Below are 18183 nucleotides of genomic sequence, written 5' to 3'. Positions count from 1 at the left end.
GCAATATCACCCGGAGATCGGACTGTCCGAGGAATACTCCGGCTACAAATACTGCGCGTAGTCGTCGAGCGCCCGCAGCACCTCGTCGGTCCCGGCGGGCGGGAGTTGCACGATGATCTCCTCGATGCCGAGGTCGCGGTAGTGGGCGAGCTTGCCCGCGTCGGGGCGTACGGCGGTCGGCACCACGACCGGGCCTTCCTCGCCGCGGCCCGATTCCTGCCAGGCGGCGCGAAGTTTGGGGATGGACTCGCCCAGACCGCCGCCTCCGATCGGCATCCAGCCGTCCGCGTAATCCGTCACATGGCTGAAGAGCTTCGGGCCCGCCGCGCCGCCCACCAGGGTGCGCACCCGGCCGCCCGCCGGTTTCGGATACGCCTGGCTGGCCTGCACGGACGCGAATTCGCCCGCATAGGCGACGGGTTCGGCCGCCCACAGCGCGCGCATCGCCGCCATCCGGTCCCGTACCAGCTCGCGGCGGCGCCGCCAGTCCACCCCGTGGTCGGCGGCCTCCTCCACATTCCACCCGAAGCCCACCCCCAGGGTGAAGCGCCCGCCCGACAGGTGGTCGAGCGTCGCGATCTCCTTCGCCAGCACCACCGGGTCGCGCTGCGCCACCAGCGTGATCGCCGTCCCCACCTCCAGCCGCTCGGTGACCGCCGCGACCGCGCTGAGCGCCACGAACGGGTCCAGCGTCCGCCCGTACTCCTCCGGCAGGGGCTCCCCCGCCGGATACGGCGTCGCCCGCGACACCGGAATGTGCGTGTGTTCCGGCAGATAGAGCCCGGCGAACCCGCGCCGCTCCAACTCCCGGGCGAGCCGCACCGGCCCGATGGTCTGATCGGTCAGGAAGATCGTGACGGCGATCCGCACGGGCACCTCCGGTGGGGTCGGGTGAATCGGGCTCGGCTCCTGTCTTAGATCCTTTCGCCTCGAAGAGCCAGAGGCACCGCCGTGCGGATCTCGGGGTACGTCCGGCCGACGTCACGGGAGGAGCGGTATCGACCTCATGTGTCGGCCTGTTGCTCAGGAGACTGCCACGCTCCCGTCACCCGGAAAGGTGAGCGTGGACGTATGGACCGACGCGACGTACTGAAGTTCTCCGCACTGGCTGGCGCCACCGGCGTCCTTACGCTGGCTCCCGTGAACTTCGCGGAAGCAGACGACAGCACCGGCACGAGCGCGGGAGGCGGGCCGGGGGCCGCCGACCAGACGCGTACGGTCACCGGCCATCTGCCCACCGGGGCGGCCGATTTCGTGTACCTGCCGGTGAAGGTGCCGCGCGGCGTGCGGCAGATCGCGGTCTCGTACACGTACGACCGGCCGGCCGTGCCCGCGGGGACGGTCGGCAACGCGTGCGACATCGGCGTCTTCGACCAGCACGGTACGGACATCGGCGGGCGCGGCTTCCGCGGCTGGTCGGGCGGCGCGCGCACGGAGTTCGCGATCAGCGCGGGCGAGGCGACGCCGGGGTATCTGGCCGGGCCCGTCGAGGCCGGGACCTGGCACGTGATCCTCGGTCCCTACACGGTGGCGCCGCAGGGCCTGAACTACTCCGTCACCGTCACCCTGAGCTTCGGCGACCGCGGCGACACGCTCGTCCCGTCGTACCCGCGTGACCGCGCGCCCGGTCGCGGCCGTGACTGGTACCGCGGCGACTGCCACCTGCACACCGTGCACTCCGACGGTAAGCGGACGCTGGAGCAACTGGTGGCGCTCGCCCGCGCCGCGAAGCTGGACTTCATCAACTCCAGCGACCACAACACCAGTTCCGCGCACGCCTATCTCGGCCCGCTGGCCGGTGACGACCTGCTCGTCATGACCGGCGAGGAGGTCACCACCCGCAACGGCCACTACCTGGCCATCGGCACCGACCCCGGCACCTGGGTGGACTGGCGCTACCGCGCCCGCGACGACGCCTTCGACCGCTTCGTCCGGCAGATCCACCGCGCCGACGGCATCGTCGTCCCCGCCCACCCGTACGGCACGAGCCTGGCCAGCCAGTGGAAGTTCGGCTACGACCAGGTCGACGCCATCGAGGTCTGGAACGGCCCCTGGACCCCCGACGACGAGGTGTCCCTCCTCACCTGGGACAACCTCCTCACCGGCGCCGCGCGCGGTGACGGCCACTGGATTCCCGCCATGGGCAACTCCGACGCCCACCGCGACCCCGATGTCGTCGGCCTCCCCCAGACGGTCGTCCTCGCGGACGGCCTCGACCGGCGCTCCCTCCAGGCCGGTATCCGCGCGGGGCGCTCCTGGATCGCCGAATCCGCCGCCGTCCAGCTCGCCTTCGCCGCCGCGGGCCCCCGCGGTGAGCACGCCGGTATCGGCGACCGCGTCTCCGTCGCCCCCGACGCCGACGTCACCCTCACGCTCTCCGTCAGCGGCGTCCCCGCCGACTCCCTCATCCGTCTCATCACCGACGAGGGCCAGCTCCACGCCGAACCCCTCCCCGCCTCCGGCACCCTCTCCTGGACCACCACCCCCTCCTACTCCGCCTACGTCCGCGCCGAAGTCCGCCACCCCGCCCCCGCAGGCGACACCTCCGGTCTGCCCGGCCCGGCCATCGCGATCACCAACCCCATCTGGCTGGGCCGTAAATAAGCCGGGCGGTTGAATGACCACGCACGGAAGGGGCGTACGAGCAACCGTCCGTACGCCCCTTCCGCGCGTGCCGCCCGCGCCGCGCATGCCGCGCGTGGCGTCCTACCGCTCCGACTGCTCCGACTGCTCCGACTGCTGGAGCGCGTAGTACCCGACGAAGTCGAACATGCCGCGGCCCTCCGCGAGCGGCTGTGGTTCGCCGTGGAAGCGGTGGACGCCGAGGCCGTAGCCGACGTCCGGTTCCGACAGCCAGCGCCGCTCGAAGCCGCGCTTCTCGAACCACTCGCAGACCATCGGCACCCGGTCGGCCACCGGCGTACGTCCCCGGGTCCAGATCACGGTGCCGCCGGTCGCGCACAACTGCGGTGCCGTATCAATGGTGCGCTCGATGTGGGCGTCGGTGATGTTCCCGAACAGGCCACAGATCAGTACGAGATCGGCCGGTGCCATCCCGCGGTAGTGGTCGGTGAGCGACGCGTCGCCCGTCACGACCTCCACCCCGTCGAGACCCGCGGCCCGCGCCGCCGCCCGCGCCTGCTCGGTGTTCCGCGGGTCCAACTCCACCAGCCGCGCCCGCACATCAGCCCGCCGCGGATGCTCCGCCAGCACCTCCAGCAGATCCCGCCCCTGCCCGGCGCACAGACTGATCACCCGCACCGGCCCCGGCGGACTCCCGTCCAGCACCTCCCGTATCCGCGCCTGCACCGCCCGCAGCCGCTGCGCCAGCCACGAATCCGGATCGTCGTACTGCCCGTGCCACGTATCCCAGTCCATCCCGGAACCCTACGGCCGCGCCGCGCGCGAACGACCCGGCTCACTCCCCCAACACCGCTGTTTCGATGGGCAGTTGAGCCCACACCGTCTTCCCCGGCGACCTCGGCCGCACCCCCCACTTCTCCGCCAGCGCCTCCACGATCACCAGCCCCCGGCCGCCCGTCGCCTCACCCCCCGGCTCCTCCACCCGCTCCGGCATCCCCCACTGATACGAGTCCGTCACCTCGATCAGCAGAACTCCGTCCCTGCGCCGTAACCCCAGCTCGAAGAACTCGGCGATGCCCTTCGTATGCACGACCACATTCGTGGCCAGCTCACTGGCGATGAGCGTGGCGGGCTCCACGAGCAGCCCCAACTTCCACGCGATGAGCGTCTTCTCGACGTGATGTCGCGCTTCGGGCACCGAGCTTCGACGAATCCGGAAGCGCTCGACGCGCGTGCGTCCTGACATGCGGGCCCCCACGGGGTGCGGCAGACGGAGTGATGGTCACTCCGCGCTCCCGAACGAGAACACCAAGTGATGCGACTCACGCTAGGGCGTACCCTGCACTTCACGCAACACATTCTGAGTGAGAAGTTGCAAGCAGCAGAGCGCAGCAACTTGCTGGCAGACTCGCGTTGTTGTCGTGCAAACTGGCCGCACAAGGTCGAGGAGAACGCATGCCCCCAGGTGGACGCCCTACCGTTCGCAGCCGACGCCTCGGTTCGGCGCTGCGCCGCTACCGCGAGGACGCCCGCCTCGACCAGATCCAGGCGGGCGAGTACATCGCGGGCTCGAAGGCCAAGATCAGCCGGATCGAATCCGGCGAGTCATCGGCACGACCTGGCGACGTACGCCTGCTGCTCGAGCTGTACGGCGTCGAGGACGAGGCGACTCGTCGCGGGTTGGAACAGCTCGCGCGGGACTCGAACAAGCGAGGTTGGTGGCTCGAGCAACCCCGCACCCTCAGCCCGGACTTCGCCGATCTCCTGGCGATGGAAACCGACGCGACCTATATCCGTAGCTGGCAGCCGGTGTTGGTCCCCGGCCTGCTCCAGACACCCGAGTACTCCAGGCTGCTGCTGGAAGCGGGAGCCGCCCCCTACTCCCCTTCCGAGTTGGACGACATCGTGGCAACCCGGCAGGCGCGCAAGCGTGCGATCGCAGAAGACGGTGCGGAGTTCGCCGCGATCATCTGGGAACCGGCACTCACCGCGCCCATGCCCGACGCCGAAGTGCACCGCGCCCAGCTCAGCCACATCCAGGACATGGCCCGCCAGCGGAACATCAGCGTCCAAGTGGTGCCGATAAGGGCCTGGCAGGCGGCGCGGATGTGCGCCCACTTCGTCATGTTCAGCTTCGGACCCGAGCCCGCCGCCGAGGCCGTGTCCCTGGACACCCTCGGCAGCACCGTGATCCTCGAAGGTCCGGACGACCTGGCCCGCCATGCCCGCGTCTTCGAAACCCTGCGATCGGCCGCGCTCACTCCGAGTGAGACCATGGCCTTCCTCGGGCAGGTGGCCGAAGACATCCACGACAGGTAGAGAGAGCACCTGATGAAGAACCACGACATCGTCAGCGCGTTCAAAAAATCCAGCGCCTCAGGCGCCACCGAAAACGACTGCGTAGAGGTCGCCCTCACCGCCGACGGCGGCCGAGCGATACGCGACAGCAAAAACCCCGACGCCGGAACGCAGTTCTACACCCCCACCGAATGGGCCGCCTTCCTCACCGGGGTCAAAGCTGGCGAATTCGACAACTAGCCGCCACCGCGGTCGCGCGAGACGATCCGACCATGAAGAACCAGGACATCGTCAGCGCGTTCAAGAAGTCCAGCGCCTCAGGCGCCGCCCAGAACGACTGCGTAGAGGTCGCCCTCACCGCCGACGGCGGCCGAGCGATACGCGACAGCAAAAACCCCGACGCCGGAACGCAGTTCTACACCCCCACCGAATGGGCCGCCTTCCTCACCGGCGTCAAGGCGGGCGAATTCGACAACTAGCCGCCAGCGCGGTCGCGCGAGACGATCCGACGAGGTCCTTCGCGGCCTGGAGCGTCTCCTCCACCGTCCAGCGGCGGTCGGCCACCTTGGCCAGTGCGGTCAGGGGGACGGGGTGGGGCGAGTAGCAGCGGTAGTAGGCGAGTTCGCCGGTTCGCCGGTTGCGCCGCACGAGCAGCCGCCGATGCGCCGGGGTGTCGGGTGGGCTGTATGTCGTCGCGCACTTGGTCGGCATCCCAGCGGGCCCGGCTGAGCAGGTGCCGCATACCGGCCGGATTGGCGTCACCGGCGTGCCCGGCGACGCGGTTCCACCCGGGCGAACCGGCCCGCCGCCCGCGGCATCGGGCCCTCGAATACCGACTGCCACCGGGCAGGGTCCACGCTGTGGCCCACGGCCACCGGCTGATCTTCGTTTGTCGACACAACTCACGATGATCAATGGTGGCCGTCTTCGTCCGCGGACCGCCGCCACCTACGAATGCCCGGCCGGGCTCGCGAAGGTGTGCATCCCCTGGTGAGAGGCGCGGTCCGCCGGCCCGCGACCAGTAGGCTGTTCGTCATCGGACCGGGGAGGTCAGCGTGGACTATGGCGACAAGCTCTTCTGGCTCTCGGTTGTGATTCAACGCAAGTACGCGCAGATCTGCGCCGAATTCGACCTGACCCCCTCGCAGGCCACGCTGCTCTGCGCGATCAGGGACGCGCCGCGGCAGATGGCTGACCTCGCCGCGTCGTTGGGCATGACGAAGAACGCGTTGACCCAGCTGGTCGATCGCACCGCGCGGCGCGAGCTGGTCGGCCGGGCAAGCTCGGCGCAGGACCGACGGGTCGTGATGCTCAGTGTGACGCCCACGGGGAAGGTGCTCGCCGAGGCCATTTACGCCGAGGTCGCCAAGCGCCTGCCCGAGATCGCGAGAAACCTTGACGCCGACGGCCAGCGCGACTTCGAGCGCCTGGCCACCGCCATCGTGGACACCTCGGACCTCTCTTCCCCGGCCTCGAACCAATCCAGCACACCGTGAGGTCACGACGCACCCGCACCTTGACGAAGTTCATGCCGTGAACTAGTTTCGTTCACGGCATGAACTACTGAAGGGTGGCAGCTATGAGCACACGGACGACCGGCACGATTGCGGTCTTCGGCGCGACGGGGCAACAGGGCGGGGCGGTGGTCGACGCGCTGCTGGACCACAAGGCGCGGGTGCGGGCTTTGGTCCGCGACCCGCGGTCCGACCGGGCCCAGGCGCTGGCCGCCCGCGGCGTCGAGCTGGCGGCCATCCGGACCGACGACCCGGCGTCGCTGGCCGCCGCGCTGGCGACGGTCGAGGGGTTCTACTTCATGACCCCGGAGGCGAACAGCCTCGAAGAGGTCGAGGTGGAGATCCGCATCGGTACCGCGCTCGTCGACGCGGCGGTCGAGGCGGGCGTCCCGCACGTCGTGTTCAACTCGGTCTTCGGAGCGGACCGGGAGCGGGGTGTGCCGCATCACGACTCGAAGCACTCGATCGAGGAGTACCTGAGGAAGTCCGGCCTCAGGGCCACGATGGTTCGCGCGACCGCTTTCATGGAGAACTTCGCGACCGTGATGGCACCGAGCCTGGAGCATGGAGAGATCGTGCTGAGGATGCCGCTGCCGGAGAACGTCGCCCTGAAGATGATCTCGGTCAGGGACATCGGCCGGGTCGCCGCCGCGCTCCTGCTCGACACCGCGCAGGCGCGCGGCGGAGCCGCCGAACTCGTCGGCGACGAGCTGACGGGCCCCGAGATCGCCGCGGCGTTCGGCGCGCGGGCCGGGCTCCCGGCACGCTACGAGGCCCTCCCGTTGAGCGTGCTTCCCAACGACTTCGACAAGGCGATGTTCCGCGAATTCGCGCAGTCGGCGGAACACCCCTCGGACCTCGCGGTGGTGCGCGCGATCGAGCCGGCCACCCTGGACCTGGTCGAGTGGATACGAGCTACCGGCTGGACCGCGCCCACAAACGTGGCTGGTTCCTGAGCCTCCGGCCAAGGCGGGGAGAGCTTCGCGGGCTTGTGCTGCTCGGCCACGGCTCGTAGCCGACGTGGGCTACGAGTCGTGGCCGGAACGGGACCGGTTGGTCTGGCTGGACGGCGGTCGGGTCCCGCCACCGCTGCTGAGCCTGAGTGCGGCCGGCCGGGGCGCGAGGTGGCCCAGTCCTCAGGCGGAGGGTCACACGGCGAGGGCGCCGCCGACGAAGGTACGTTCTGGCGGCGACGCCACGAGTTCGACCATGGTGCCCTCGCGGAGGTCATCGCCGACGACGCGGGTGATCGCGTCGGTGAGCGCGGTGCCGAGGTGCGCGGTCATCCGGGCGGCGTCGGGGCGGTCGAAGAGGCCGGCGCGGACGCCCAAGGTCACCGAGGCCATTGTGTCCACGGCCTTGCCGCCCTGCGCGAACCGGCCTGCGGGGACTCCGGTCAGGTGGACGCTGACGAGGTCGCGGGCCCAGTCGCCGTAGACCTCGACGACAGCGTCGGTCAGTGCGGCGACCAGCATGGATTCCTTCCCGGTCAGCCTGTTCTCTGGAAGGTGGACGGTCAGATGCGGCATAGTGTGACCCCGTTCCCTTTGAATGCAAAGCCTTTGTTTTCAAAGGTATCTGGAAGAGGTCGCCCATGTCCACGGAATCGGACGGTCCAGCCGTCAATGAGGCCGTCCGCACCCTGCTGTTGCTCATGCCACGGCTCGTGGGCCGCGCCAAGCGCCTGCCCATACCTCCGGCGCTCCAGGGCCTGGACCTGGCACCGCGACACCTCGCACTGCTGGCCCACCTGGAGTACGACGGCCCCACCAGCATCAACGAACTGGCCGCTCGACTGGAGGTGGCCCCGACGACCGTCAGCCTCATGGTCAGCGAGCTGTCACGGCCGGGCGTCCTCCAGCGCGATGCCGATCCCGCCGACCGCCGCCGCCGCATCATCGCCATCGCCCCCGCCTACGCCGCACCGATCGCCGAATGGCTCTCTGCCAGCGCCTCCGCCTGGGAACGCGTCATGCGCGGCCTCGACCCCGCCGAACGCGCCACAGTCATCACCGCCCTGCACGCCTACGAGGCCGCCCTGGAGCAGGCGGGCGACCAGCGCCGGAACGCGCAGCCGCGTTAGTCGGGGCCGGGCGGGCCCTAGACGGCTCCGTGGTGGGCCACGCCCAGGATGAGGACGGCCACCGCCGTGGCGAGGAAGACGATGCCGCCCACGATGTTGCGGGAGCCGACGCGCAGGTGGGCGATGATGGCGCCGATGAAGTAGAGGATCAGGCCGCAGGCGGCGAGGGTGCCGAGGAGGGGGACGGCGAGCCCGGCCAGGAGTCCCACGGTTCCGGCGGCGAGCAACGCACCAAGGAAGGGCACCCACTTGCGGGGCAGGCCCTTCATGTCGGCCTGGGTCTTGGGGTATTCGTGGCCGATGAGGTACGTGACAGCGGCGGCGCCGTTGAAGAGCGCGCCGAGGATGGTGACCGTAAGGTACGCGGCGAACAACGGCTGGCTCCGCTTCTGTGGGTAACGACGCTGGCGTACCGGCAGGTTAAGGACTTCCCTGCGAAATGACCTTGACCGTGCGTCGCACGAATTCGGCTCCGCGTGACCCATCGCACGTATCGCGGGCGCGCCGCCGTACGCGGTGGGCCGAGTGATCCAATGGAGCGATGAGCGAACGTGAGCAGGCAGTGCGGCCCGACGTCCTGGCGCGGCTGCAGCGGAGCGGAACGTATGGCTGTGCACCGTACGGCCGGACGGCTCCGCGCACGTGACGCCGGTGTGGTTCGTCTACGCGGACGAGCGGTGGTGGATCGGTACGGACGAGGGCTCGGCCAAGGTGCGGAACGCGGCGGCCGAGCCGCGCGTCTCGCTGGCCTTGGAGGACGGCCGGAAGCCGGTCGTCGCCGAAGGCGACGCGACGCTGACCCACGGCGGCTTCCCGCCGGAGATCGTCGCGGCCTTCGCGGCGAAGTACGACTGGGACGTGACCGCCCCGACCCGCCCGGACCGCGGCCGGGTCCTGATGGAGGTACGCGTACGGCGGTGGCTGCTGGCCGGCACCGCGCAGTGAGCGCGGTGCGGGGGCCGCGGCCCCCGCCGACCGCTGCCCCGCTGCCCCGCTGCCCCGCTGCTCAGCGGCGGAAGCGCCAGCGGGTGGCGCCGCCCGAGCCCTTGATGCTGAGGGCCACGCCCTGGGTGATGCTGAAGCGGTAGAGGTACCAGGGAGCGGGGCCCGCGCTCGGCGCGCTGTAGGGCGCGGTGAAGGCGGCGCCGTCGACCTCGGCGGGCCAGCCCTGATCGCGGTAGCGGTCGGCGAGGCGGTCGAGCGTGGGGGCGTCGGTGACGCGGTCGGCGTGGCCGTCGAGAACGAGGTCGAGGTCGTCGAGGCGGACCGACAGCGTACAGAGCGCATTCGCGGCGAGGTCGCGGGACTTCCGGGTGCCGGGGCCGCTGGTGAAGTACATGTCACCGTCGTCCCACAGCGCGCCGATGCCCGCCGAATGAGGCCGCCCGCCGGGGCTGACGGTGCCGAGGAAGTACGACAGGGCCGGGCCCTTGTCGTCGTCCACGCCCAGCCCGGCGATGAGCTGCTCGCGGGCGCGGCTCCACGGGAACGTATCCGTGCCGTAGCCGCCACTGTCCAGATTCGCGGTCTCGGTCGGCTCCAGGTCGGTCATGTCCGTCCACCTCCGGTGCGGTTAGGGGTACGGGTACGGTGCGCCCGCCCTCACCGATACAGACCGGTCCGGAGCCCCGAACTCATCGGCCCAGCGGCACCGCTATCCCCGCCCCCCGGTGAGCGGAGCCCGCCAGCCCCGTACGGTCCAGGGCGCCGTCGGTGCCCAGCAGGTAGTGATCGGTCTGGCGGACAGGCCGTCGGTGTACAGGCCCGCGAAGGCGGCGGCGCGCCGGTCGGTGTCCTCCTGCGCGGCGCGCTCCCCCTCGGTCAGCGGTACGGCGTCGGGGCGGTCCGCGAAGTACGGCGCGAGCGTGGTCGTGGTGAGCGCGAGCCCGCCGGGCGACCGCCCGCCGGTCTGTGGCCGCCACGGGTTTGCCCCGGCGGCGAGCAGCGTCCGGACGCTGGCCTTGTGACCCCAGCACACCGCCTCCCACAGCGCGGTGTTCCCCGCCCTCGGCTGGACGGCGTCCACATCCCTGACCTGGCGGACGAATTCGGCCACGATCTCCGGTTCGCCGCCGGAGCGCCGCGCCGCGTCCCACCGACGCCCCTGACAGCCGGCCTCCATGTCACGATCCTGGCAGCGACCACTGACAACGGGCGGCGCTCAGAGGTCCCAGGCGCGCGGCCTGCTCAGCGCCTCCCATTCGGGGCGGAGCAGCGAGAGGACGGCGGCGTCGTGGCGGCGGCCCCGGTGCTGGCACCAGGAGCGGCGTACGCCCTCGTGGACGAAGCCGGAGGCGGCGAGTACGGCGAGCGCGGGGGTGTTGGTGGTGTGGGTGACGGCCTGGAGGCGGTGCAGCGGGAGGTCGCCGAAGGTGAGGTCGATGAGGGCGTCGAGGGCCGCGGTGGCGTGGCCGCGCTCGCGGTGGGCGGCGTCGAGCAGCAGATACAACTCGGCGGTGCCGTCGACGATGTCCTGGTCGGTCAGGGCGACATGCCCGATCGGGGTGCCGTCGGGAAGCAGGACGAGGAAGTCGTCGCGGTCGTTGTCGTCGATGTCCCGCTCCACGCGGTCGCGCAGCCAGGACAGCGGGCGCGGCCAGATGCCGATCTCGTGGGTGGCCACCGGGTCCGCCCGCCACTCGTACAGCAACTCGGCGTCGTCCGCCTCCAGCGGGGTGAGCGTGACGCCCCGGCCGCGCACGGCCGTCACCCGCTGCTTGACCTCTTCCGCCTGTTCCGCGTCCACGTCCGCGTCCGCGTCCTCGTTCACGTCCTCGTTCACGCTCGAAGGCTAGGGATCAACGCGCGGGTCCGCGACGGGATTTCGGCGCCCAGGCGAGAAGTGGGACGCGGCTCAGGCGGTGCGGACGGTTGCCGTGTCGCGGCCGGACCGCAGGACGGTGCCGGGGATCGCGCCGGTGACGGTGTCGTCGCGGATCGTCTCGACGCCGTTGACGCGGACGCTGAGGATGCCGGTGGCGCGGGAGTCGAGGCGGGGGCTGTCGCCGGGGAGGTCGTGGAGGAGGGTGGCGGGGCCGGCGTCGATGCGGTCGGGGTCGAAGAGGACGAGGTCGGCGGCGTTGCCCGGGGTGATCACGCCTCGGCCGCGCAGGCCGAAGAGGCGGGCGGGGTCGGCGGTGAGCATGCGGACGGCGCGCTCCAGCGGCAGAAGTCGGCGTCCGCGCAGGCAGTCGCCGAGGAAGCGGGTGGTGTACGGGGCGCCGCACATCCGGTCGAGGTGGGCGCCCGCGTCGGAGCCGCCGAGCATGACGTCCTCGTGGTCCCAGGTGCGCCGGCGCAGCGCCCAGGAGTCGGGGTCGTTGTCGGTGGGCATCGGCCAAAGCACCGTGCGCATCGAGTCGTTGGCGCAGATCTCGACCATCGTCTCGAAGGGTTCCTGCCCGCGTTCGGCCGCGATGTCGCGGACGACCCGCCCCGACACCCCCTGATTCGCGTCGCTGTACGTGTCGCCGATCACGTAGCGGCCGAAGTCGGCGAGGCGCCGGAAGACTCCGGCCTCGGGGCTGGTGGCGCGGCGCAGCATCTCGGCGCGTACGGCGGGCTGCCGCAGCCGGGCGATGCGTTCGGGGATGGGCAGGCCGAGGACCTCGCCCCAGCCGGGGATGAGGTTGAGGGCGCAGAAGGTGCCGAGCGACATGTTCATGGGGGTGAGGATCGGCATGGTGAGGGCGACGATCCGGCCGCCCGCCTTGCGGGCCCGCTCCGAGGCGAGGAGTTGGCGCGGGACGCGTTCGGGAACGGCGGCGTCGATGGTGAGGACGTTCCAGTTGAGCGGGCGCCCGGCGACGGCGCTCATCTCCACGAGGAGGTCGATCTCCTCGTCCGCGAACTGGTCGAGGCAGCCCGCCACGATGGCCTCGATCTGGGTGCCCTCGTGTTCGCCCACCGCCCGTGACAGGGCGAGGAGTTCGTCGGGCCGCGCGTGCCGGGACGCGACCGGCCGCCCGTCGCCGTCGGAGTGCGTACTGGACTGGGTGGTGGAAAGACCCCAGCCGCCCGCCTCCATGGATTCGTGGAAGAGCCGCAGCATGGCGTCGAGTTGGTCCTGGGTGGGCTGTCCGCCGACCGCGTCGGCGCCCATCACATGGCGGCGCAGCGCGCAGTGGCCCACCATGAAACCGGCGTTGACGGCGATCCGCCCCTCCAGGGCGTCGAGGTAGTCGCCGAAGGACGACCACGTCCAGTCGACGCCCTCTTCGAGCGCCGCCAGTGACATGCCCTCGACCTTGGACATCATCCGCCGGGTGTAGTCGGCGTCTTCGGGCCGGTCGGGGTGGAGCGGCGCGAGCGTGAAGCCGCAGTTGCCGCCCGCGACGGTGGTCACGCCGTGGCTCATCGAGGGCGTGGCGAAGGGGTCCCAGAAGAGCTGGGCGTCGTAGTGGGTGTGCGGATCGACGAAGCCGGGGGTCAGGACGAGGCCGGTGGCGTCCTCCTGGGAGCGCCCGCTCTCGCCGAGGCCGCCGGGCTCCGCGACGGCCGCGATCCGGCCGCCGCGCAGCGCCACGTCGGCGGTACGGGAGGGCGCGCCCGTGCCGTCCACCACGGTGGCGCCCTTGATCACATGGTCGAACACGGGTGTGCTCCTCTCGCCTCTGTCGAGGAATCAGGCCGCCGCCTGCCGGAACCGGGTCGTGCGGTGCACCGGGTCCGTGTCGATCACCGGTATGACGTGCTCGCCGATCAGCTTGATCGTGTTCATCGTGTCCTCGTAGCCGATGCCGATCGGCAGCCCGAACGTCAACTGGTCGGCGCCCGCCTGCTCCCAGCGCTTGCACTGCGCCAGCACCTCGTCGGGGTTGCCGCAGATCATCAGCTCCTCGGAGATGAGCAGATCGATCAACTCCTCGGTGTAGTCCGGCAGAAGCTCGGGCCAGACCGGGATGCCGTCGGGGCGCGGGAAGGTGTCGTGGTAGCGGAAGAGCAGCGACTGGAGGTAGTTGAGGCCGCCGCCCACGGCGATCTGCCGCGCCTTCTCCGTCGTCTCGGCGCAGATCGCGGTGGAGGTCACCATCACGTTGTCGTTGACGAAGTCGCCGACCGGCTCCGCCTCCCCGATCGCCGACTTGTACGACTCGACGACCCACTCCATGTCGGAGACCTTCTGCACGCTGAAGCCGAGCACGCCCAGGCCCTTGCGAGCGGCCATCGCGTACGAGGGCGGCGAGCCGGCCGCGTACCACATCGCCGGGTGGGAGCGGCCGTACGGCTTGGGCAGGATCTTGCGCGGCGGCAGCGACCAGTGCTTGCCGCTGAAGCCGGGGTACTCGTCCTGGAGCCACATCTTGGGGAATTCCGCGATGGTCTCCTCCCAGATCTCCTTCGTGTGGTTCATGTCGGTGATGCCCGGCATGAACCCGAGGATCTCGTGGCTGCCCGCGCCGCGCCCCGAGCCGAACTCGAAGCGTCCGCCGGAGAGATGGTCGAGCATGGCGACCTTCTCGGCGACCTTCACCGGGTGGTTGACCGGCGCGAGCGGGTTGAAGATGCCGGAGCCGAGGTGGATGCGCTCGGTGGCGTGGGCGAGGTAGCCGAGGAAGACGTCGTTGGCCGACAGGTGCGAGTACTCCTCCAGGAAGTGGTGCTCGGAGGCCCAGGCGTACTTGAAGCCGGAGCGGTCCGCCTGGATGACGTACTCGGTCTCCTCGATCAGCGCGTGGTGCTCGGCCTCGGGGTCGGCCTTGGCCCGCGCGGCGGGCACATATCCCTGTACAAAGAGCCCGAATTCCAAGGGGTCACCATCCTCCGGTTTCTGACGCTCCGTCAGATCTGATCCGACTCTTCCACCGGGACGGTGGGGCGTCAATAGCTGATGGACCGTCAGATACGCTCGGCCAGACGGTTCCGATACGGTTCGGCCGCGCTCAGAGCGCGGCGACTCCCGCCAGCCAGCCGCCGTCGATGACGAACGGCTGCCCGGTGACGTACGAGGAGTCCTCACCGGTCAGGAAGAGCGCGAGCCTGGCGATCTCGTCGGCCCGGCCCATCCGGCCCAGCGGCAGCAGCTTGCGGTAGAAGCGGGCGGTGGCCGCCGCCATCGCCTCCTGGTCGGCGGCCGGGTCGAGCACCGCGGGATTGGCCATCGGGGTGTCCACGGCACCGGGGCACATCGCGTTCACCCTGATCCCGTGCGGCGCCAGCTCCAGCGCCGCCACCCGCGTCATGGCGACGATCGCCGCCTTCGTCGCCGCGTACGAGGTGAGCAGCGCCATGCCGCTCAGTGCCGTGTACGACGCGGTGTTGACGATCGTGCCGCCGCCCGCGGCGGTCAGCGCGGGCGCGCAGGCCCGCATGCCGAGGAAGGCGCCGACCTGGTTGACCCGGACGACCTGGAGGTACTCCTCCAGCGGGGTGTTCGCCAACTCGTTGAAGCGAAGTATCCCGGCGTTGTTGACCAGTCCGTCGAGGCCGCCGAACTGCTCGTCGGCGTACGCCAGCGCGGCCGTCCAGTCGTCCTCGCTGCCGACGTCGAGCCGGGTGTAGCGGGCCGCGTCGCCGATCTCCTTGGCCAGCGCCGCGCCCTGGTCGTCCAGCACGTCGGCGAGCAGCACGCGCGCGCCCTCCGCGGCGAAGAGCCGGGCCTCCTGCTCGCCTTGGCCGCGCGCGGCGCCGGTGATCAGGACGGTACGGCCGTCGAGCTTGCCCATCCGGGCCTCCGGGGGTGTGAAGACGGGGGGAACAACGGGGGGTCACATGTCGAGGTGCGGTGCCACATCGGCGGCGAACGCCGCCATCTGGTCGAGGAGTTCGGCCACACCCCGGCTGCGGAAGCGCACCTGGATCTGGTCGACGCCCATCGCCCGGTAGGCGCGCAGGCTCTCCGCGAGCGCGTCCGGCTTGCCGTGCAGGGTGTGGCGGCCGACGTGCCAGCCGGGCTCGCCGACGTAGAGGGGTTCCGCGATGGCGCCGATCTCGATCGGGCCGGTGATCCCGGCCTCGGCGCGCAGCCGCCGGACGCGGTCGATCTGGCCGGGCAGCCGGTCGCGCGGGTCGCCCTGCGGCAGCCAGCCGTCGCCCCTGAGCGCGGCCCTGCGGAGGGCGGCCGGTGACGAGCCGCCGACCCAGACCGGCGGCCGGGGCGTCTGCACCGGGCGTGGCCGCTGCCCGAGCCCGGCGAAGTCGTAGAGCTCGCCGTGGTGTTCGGGGAACTCGTCCTCGCCGAGCGCCGCCTTGAGCGCGTCGATGGTCTCGTCGAGTACGCCGCCGCGCCCGGCGAAGTCCGCGCCGACCGCGTCGAATTCCTCGACCACGTGCCCGGCGCCGACGCCGAGGATCAGCCGTCCGCCGGACAGCCGGTCGAGCGTCGCGTACTGCTTGGCGGTGGCCAGCGGGTGCCGCAGTCCGACGACCGCGACATGGCTGAGCAGCCGTACGCGTTCGGTGACGGCGGCGAGATAGCCGAGGGTGGCCACCGGGTCGTACCAGGTGGTGGACATCGCAGCGGCCAGCCTGCGCGGCACGGCGATGTGGTCGCAGACGGCCACGTACGCGAAGCCGTGCCGGTCGGCGGCGCGGGCGACGGCGGCCAGTTCGGCCGGGCCCGCGTCGGCCTCCCAGCCCTCGGCGTACATCGTGCTCTGCGACTGGACGGGGAGCTGCATGCCGTAGGAGAGCCGCCCCTTGGGCAGCACGCGCGGGACGCCCACGGTCTACGCCCCCGCGCCCGGTCCGGCGACCGGCCCGGCGCTCGAACCGGCGCTTGAACCGGCGCTCGAACCGGGCCCCGGCCACAGGCCGTCGGGGGTCAGGCCGAGCAGGTCGATGGCGTTGCCGCGCACGATCCGCTCCACCACGTCCTGCGAGAGGTGGCCCATCTGGGCCTCGCCGACCTCGCGGGACTTGGGCCAGGTGGAGTCCGAGTGCGGGTAGTCGGTCTCGTACAGGACGTTGCCGACGCCGACCGCGTCGAGATTGCGCAGGCCGACCGCGTCGTCGAAGAAGCAGCCGTAGATGTGCGCTGCGAAGGTCTCGGACGGCGGGCGCCGCACCTTGTCGGCGACTCCGCCCCAGCCGCGGTTCTCCTCCCAGACGATGTCGGCGCGTTCCAGGATGTACGGGATCCAGCCGATCTGCCCCTCGGCGTACATGATCTTGAGGTTCGGGAAGCGTTCGAGGGCGCCGGACATCAGCCAGTCGACCATCGAGAAGCAGCAGTTGGCGAAGGTGATGGTGGAGCCGACGGCGGGCGGCGCGTCGGCGGAGGTGGACGGCATCCGGCTGGAGGAGCCGATGTGCATGGCGATGACGGTGCCGGTCTCGTCGCAGGCACGGAAGAACGGGTCCCAGTAGTCGGTGTGCACCGACGGCAGTCCCAGGTGCGGCGGGATCTCGGAGAAGCAGACCGCCCGTACCCCGCGCGCCGCGTTGCGCCGTACCTCGGCGGCGGCCAACTCGGCGTCCCACAGCGGTATCAGGGTCAGCGGTATCAGCCGGCCGGCCGCCTGCGGGCCGCACCACTCCTCGACCATCCAGTCGTTGTAGGCGCGCACGCACAGCAGCCCGAGGTCGTGGTCCTCGGCCTCGGTGAAGGTCTGGCCGCAAAAGCGCGGGAAGGTGGGGAAACAGAGCGCGGACTGCACATGGTTGACGTCCATGTCGGCCAGCCGGTCGGGCACCGAGTACGAGCCGGGCCGCATCTGCTCGTACGTGATCGCTTCGAGCCGGATCTCGTCGCGCGAGTAGCCGACGGCGGTGTCGAGCCGAGTCAGCGGGCGGCGCAGGCCCTCGTACAGCCACCAGTCGGCGAGCGGTCCCTCGTCCCCCGGCTCGCCCATCGTGGGCGCGAACCGGCCGCCGAGGAAGGTCATGTCCTTCAGGGGCGCGCGCACGATGCGCGGCGCGGTGTCGTGGTGTTTCGACGGGAGCCGGTCCCGCCAGACGTTGCCGGGCTCCACGGTGTGGTCGTCCACCGAGATGATCTTCGGGAAGGTCTCCATGGGCACAACGGTAGCGCCGATCTGACGATCCGTCAGCTAACGTGTCGTCACATCATCGGCGCTACTGGGCTCCGGGGCTCCCCCGCGGCGGCGGACGTCAGTCGGTCACCCGCACCGGCAGCAGAATCCGCCACACCGCGTCCTCCACCCCGTGCACGGCCGCGATCCAGCCGACGTTCTCCTCGTCGGTGCCGAGCCGTACCGCCTGCGCCAACTCCCCCATCACCTCGGTGAGATCGGCGTGCGCCATCGCGGGCTCCAGCCGTCCGCCGACCACGCCGTCGTCGTAGTAGCGGTGGTACGCGGGCGCGCTGCGCAGGACGCCGACCGGCCGCCAGTTCTGCGCCAGCCGCCACACGGGCTCGCCGGCGACGCGTACGCCGTCCGCCTCCATCACCTGGGTACGGGTGCGGTCGACGGCCAGCGCGGACCAGCCGTCGGAACCGGTCAGCACCAGGTCGGGGTCGCAGCGGCGGACCGCGCGGGAGACCGCCTCGTTGGCGCCGGGTCCCGGCAGCACCAGCGGCACCGCGGCCATCCCCGCGTACAGGCAGCCGAAGAAGGCGCCCGCGAGGTCCGGGCCCTGCGGATAGGCGAGCAGCACGCGGGCGCCGGGAGCCAGCAGGCCGCCGAGCCGGGCGGCCACCGCGCGGGCCCGCCGGTCGAGTTCGCCGAAGCTGCACCCCGCGGTGCCGCTGACGGTCGTACTCGGATACGGCAGCGCGGGCACGGCCTGCGGGGCGCGCTCCGC

Annotated in this window: 21 protein-coding genes and 2 pseudogenes; 8 read left to right on the top strand and 15 right to left on the bottom strand. The window is 71.1% G+C overall.

What is annotated here, in order from left to right; genetic code table 11:
- Positions 1-42 precede the first annotated feature (42 nt).
- The gene (locus BGM09_RS24760) at positions 43-870 is read right to left on the bottom strand and encodes a TIGR03619 family F420-dependent LLM class oxidoreductase (protein WP_188283910.1); all 828 of its coding nucleotides are present in this window, start codon (positions 868-870) and stop codon (positions 43-45) included.
- Positions 871-1071: 201 nt separating this feature from the next.
- Between BGM09_RS24760 and BGM09_RS24755 the strand changes: the two genes are divergently transcribed.
- A complete protein-coding gene (locus tag BGM09_RS24755) occupies positions 1072-2604 on the top strand; it encodes a CehA/McbA family metallohydrolase (RefSeq protein WP_188283909.1) in 1533 nt (510 codons plus the stop codon).
- A gap of 102 nt (positions 2605-2706) precedes the next feature.
- Here the strand turns inward: BGM09_RS24755 and BGM09_RS24750 are convergent, their stop codons facing one another.
- Together BGM09_RS24750 and BGM09_RS24745 are read right to left on the bottom strand one after the other, a co-directional pair.
- Positions 2707-3378, bottom strand: coding sequence for a class I SAM-dependent methyltransferase family protein (locus tag BGM09_RS24750; RefSeq protein ID WP_188283908.1), 672 nt, complete (start codon positions 3376-3378; stop codon positions 2707-2709).
- Positions 3379-3418: 40 nt separating this feature from the next.
- Positions 3419-3829, bottom strand: a complete 411-nt coding sequence (locus tag BGM09_RS24745; RefSeq protein WP_188283907.1) for an ATP-binding protein — start codon at positions 3827-3829, stop codon at positions 3419-3421.
- A gap of 209 nt (positions 3830-4038) precedes the next feature.
- Between BGM09_RS24745 and BGM09_RS24740 the strand changes: the two genes are divergently transcribed.
- Genes BGM09_RS24740 through BGM09_RS24730 form a run of 3 tightly spaced genes read left to right on the top strand, consistent with a single transcriptional unit; the run spans position 4039 to position 5360 of the window.
- Positions 4039-4902 carry a helix-turn-helix domain-containing protein gene (locus tag BGM09_RS24740; protein WP_188283906.1) on the top strand — a complete coding sequence of 288 codons (864 nt, stop codon included), beginning with the start codon at positions 4039-4041 and terminating at the stop codon, positions 4900-4902.
- A gap of 12 nt (positions 4903-4914) precedes the next feature.
- The gene (locus BGM09_RS24735) at positions 4915-5121 is read left to right on the top strand and encodes a DUF397 domain-containing protein (protein ID WP_188283905.1); all 207 of its coding nucleotides are present in this window, start codon (positions 4915-4917) and stop codon (positions 5119-5121) included.
- Positions 5122-5153: 32 nt separating this feature from the next.
- On the top strand, positions 5154-5360 hold the full coding sequence (locus BGM09_RS24730; RefSeq protein WP_188283904.1) for a DUF397 domain-containing protein: 207 nt from the start codon (positions 5154-5156) through the stop codon (positions 5358-5360).
- A gap of 31 nt (positions 5361-5391) precedes the next feature.
- Here the strand turns inward: BGM09_RS24730 and BGM09_RS37975 are convergent.
- A pseudogene (locus BGM09_RS37975) lies at positions 5392-5550 on the bottom strand (IS701 family transposase); the annotation flags it as partial.
- Between the two features lie 386 nt (positions 5551-5936).
- On the opposite strand from BGM09_RS37975, the gene BGM09_RS24725 reads away from it, so the two are divergent.
- Positions 5937-6377, top strand: coding sequence for a MarR family winged helix-turn-helix transcriptional regulator (locus tag BGM09_RS24725; protein ID WP_188283903.1), 441 nt, complete (start codon positions 5937-5939; stop codon positions 6375-6377).
- Positions 6378-6460: 83 nt separating this feature from the next.
- On the top strand, positions 6461-7351 hold the full coding sequence (locus BGM09_RS24720; protein ID WP_188283902.1) for an NmrA/HSCARG family protein: 891 nt from the start codon (positions 6461-6463) through the stop codon (positions 7349-7351).
- Positions 7352-7543: 192 nt separating this feature from the next.
- Here BGM09_RS24720 and BGM09_RS24715 read toward each other — a convergent pair whose 3' ends face one another.
- On the bottom strand, positions 7544-7870 hold the full coding sequence (locus tag BGM09_RS24715) for a tautomerase family protein (protein WP_262928409.1): 327 nt from the start codon (positions 7868-7870) through the stop codon (positions 7544-7546).
- A gap of 119 nt (positions 7871-7989) precedes the next feature.
- On the opposite strand from BGM09_RS24715, the gene BGM09_RS24710 reads away from it, so the two are divergent.
- Positions 7990-8478, top strand: a complete 489-nt coding sequence (locus BGM09_RS24710; protein ID WP_188283900.1) for a MarR family winged helix-turn-helix transcriptional regulator — start codon at positions 7990-7992, stop codon at positions 8476-8478.
- 17 nt (positions 8479-8495) lie between these two features.
- On the opposite strand, the gene BGM09_RS24705 is transcribed toward BGM09_RS24710, so the two are convergent.
- Complete coding sequence (locus tag BGM09_RS24705) at positions 8496-8852, bottom strand: DoxX family protein (RefSeq protein WP_188283899.1); 357 nt, start codon at positions 8850-8852, stop codon at positions 8496-8498.
- A 229-nt stretch (positions 8853-9081) separates the two neighbouring features.
- Here BGM09_RS24705 and BGM09_RS24700 point away from each other — a divergent pair.
- A pseudogene (locus tag BGM09_RS24700) lies at positions 9082-9423 on the top strand (TIGR03618 family F420-dependent PPOX class oxidoreductase); the annotation flags it as partial.
- A 61-nt stretch (positions 9424-9484) separates the two neighbouring features.
- Here BGM09_RS24700 and BGM09_RS24695 read toward each other — a convergent pair.
- The 9 genes from BGM09_RS24695 to BGM09_RS24655 all read right to left on the bottom strand — a co-directional run.
- On the bottom strand, positions 9485-10030 hold the full coding sequence (locus tag BGM09_RS24695) for a pyridoxamine 5'-phosphate oxidase family protein (RefSeq protein ID WP_188283898.1): 546 nt from the start codon (positions 10028-10030) through the stop codon (positions 9485-9487).
- A 102-nt stretch (positions 10031-10132) separates the two neighbouring features.
- Positions 10133-10600 (bottom strand): ankyrin repeat domain-containing protein, encoded by a 468-nt coding sequence (locus tag BGM09_RS24690; RefSeq protein WP_188283897.1) that lies wholly within the window; start codon positions 10598-10600, stop codon positions 10133-10135.
- Between the two features lie 39 nt (positions 10601-10639).
- Positions 10640-11260, bottom strand: a complete 621-nt coding sequence (locus BGM09_RS24685; RefSeq protein ID WP_317452883.1) for a GNAT family protein — start codon at positions 11258-11260, stop codon at positions 10640-10642.
- A 72-nt stretch (positions 11261-11332) separates the two neighbouring features.
- Complete coding sequence (locus BGM09_RS24680; RefSeq protein ID WP_188283896.1) at positions 11333-13072, bottom strand: N-acyl-D-amino-acid deacylase family protein; 1740 nt, start codon at positions 13070-13072, stop codon at positions 11333-11335.
- 30 nt (positions 13073-13102) lie between these two features.
- Positions 13103-14227, bottom strand: coding sequence for an LLM class flavin-dependent oxidoreductase (locus BGM09_RS24675; RefSeq protein WP_188283895.1), 1125 nt, complete (start codon positions 14225-14227; stop codon positions 13103-13105).
- Between the two features lie 133 nt (positions 14228-14360).
- The gene (locus BGM09_RS24670; RefSeq protein WP_188283894.1) at positions 14361-15143 is read right to left on the bottom strand and encodes an SDR family NAD(P)-dependent oxidoreductase; all 783 of its coding nucleotides are present in this window, start codon (positions 15141-15143) and stop codon (positions 14361-14363) included.
- A gap of 42 nt (positions 15144-15185) precedes the next feature.
- Positions 15186-16097, bottom strand: coding sequence for an LLM class F420-dependent oxidoreductase (locus BGM09_RS24665; RefSeq protein WP_188283924.1), 912 nt, complete (start codon positions 16095-16097; stop codon positions 15186-15188).
- A gap of 48 nt (positions 16098-16145) precedes the next feature.
- Positions 16146-17432 carry an amidohydrolase family protein gene (locus BGM09_RS24660; RefSeq protein WP_188283893.1) on the bottom strand — a complete coding sequence of 429 codons (1287 nt, stop codon included), beginning with the start codon at positions 17430-17432 and terminating at the stop codon, positions 16146-16148.
- A gap of 97 nt (positions 17433-17529) precedes the next feature.
- Positions 17530-18183 (bottom strand): AMP-binding protein (locus BGM09_RS24655; RefSeq protein WP_188283892.1); only part of this gene is annotated, 654 nt, incomplete at its 5' end.

Origin of the sequence: Streptomyces sp. CBMA29 (assembly GCF_014596445.1) — a bacterium.
GTDB lineage: Bacteria > Actinomycetota > Actinomycetes > Streptomycetales > Streptomycetaceae > Actinacidiphila.
The sequence above is the reverse complement of the archived record's forward strand: the minus strand, read 5'-3'. Positions and strand labels throughout refer to the sequence as shown.

Coding starts and splice junctions, on each gene's coding strand:
- BGM09_RS24755 (WP_188283909.1), top strand. CDS start 1,072: ATGGACCGACGCGACGTACTGAAGTTCTCCGCACTGGCTGGCGCCACC.
- BGM09_RS24750 (WP_188283908.1), bottom strand. CDS start 3,378: ATGGACTGGGATACGTGGCACGGGCAGTACGACGATCCGGATTCGTGG.
- BGM09_RS24745 (WP_188283907.1), bottom strand. CDS start 3,829: ATGTCAGGACGCACGCGCGTCGAGCGCTTCCGGATTCGTCGAAGCTCG.
- BGM09_RS24740 (WP_188283906.1), top strand. CDS start 4,039: ATGCCCCCAGGTGGACGCCCTACCGTTCGCAGCCGACGCCTCGGTTCG.
- BGM09_RS24735 (WP_188283905.1), top strand. CDS start 4,915: ATGAAGAACCACGACATCGTCAGCGCGTTCAAAAAATCCAGCGCCTCA.
- BGM09_RS24730 (WP_188283904.1), top strand. CDS start 5,154: ATGAAGAACCAGGACATCGTCAGCGCGTTCAAGAAGTCCAGCGCCTCA.
- BGM09_RS24720 (WP_188283902.1), top strand. CDS start 6,461: ATGAGCACACGGACGACCGGCACGATTGCGGTCTTCGGCGCGACGGGG.
- BGM09_RS24715 (WP_262928409.1), bottom strand. CDS start 7,870: ATGCTGGTCGCCGCACTGACCGACGCTGTCGTCGAGGTCTACGGCGAC.
- BGM09_RS24710 (WP_188283900.1), top strand. CDS start 7,990: ATGTCCACGGAATCGGACGGTCCAGCCGTCAATGAGGCCGTCCGCACC.
- BGM09_RS24695 (WP_188283898.1), bottom strand. CDS start 10,030: ATGACCGACCTGGAGCCGACCGAGACCGCGAATCTGGACAGTGGCGGC.
- BGM09_RS24690 (WP_188283897.1), bottom strand. CDS start 10,600: ATGGAGGCCGGCTGTCAGGGGCGTCGGTGGGACGCGGCGCGGCGCTCC.
- BGM09_RS24670 (WP_188283894.1), bottom strand. CDS start 15,143: ATGGGCAAGCTCGACGGCCGTACCGTCCTGATCACCGGCGCCGCGCGC.
- BGM09_RS24665 (WP_188283924.1), bottom strand. CDS start 16,097: ATGCAGCTCCCCGTCCAGTCGCAGAGCACGATGTACGCCGAGGGCTGG.
- BGM09_RS24660 (WP_188283893.1), bottom strand. CDS start 17,432: ATGGAGACCTTCCCGAAGATCATCTCGGTGGACGACCACACCGTGGAG.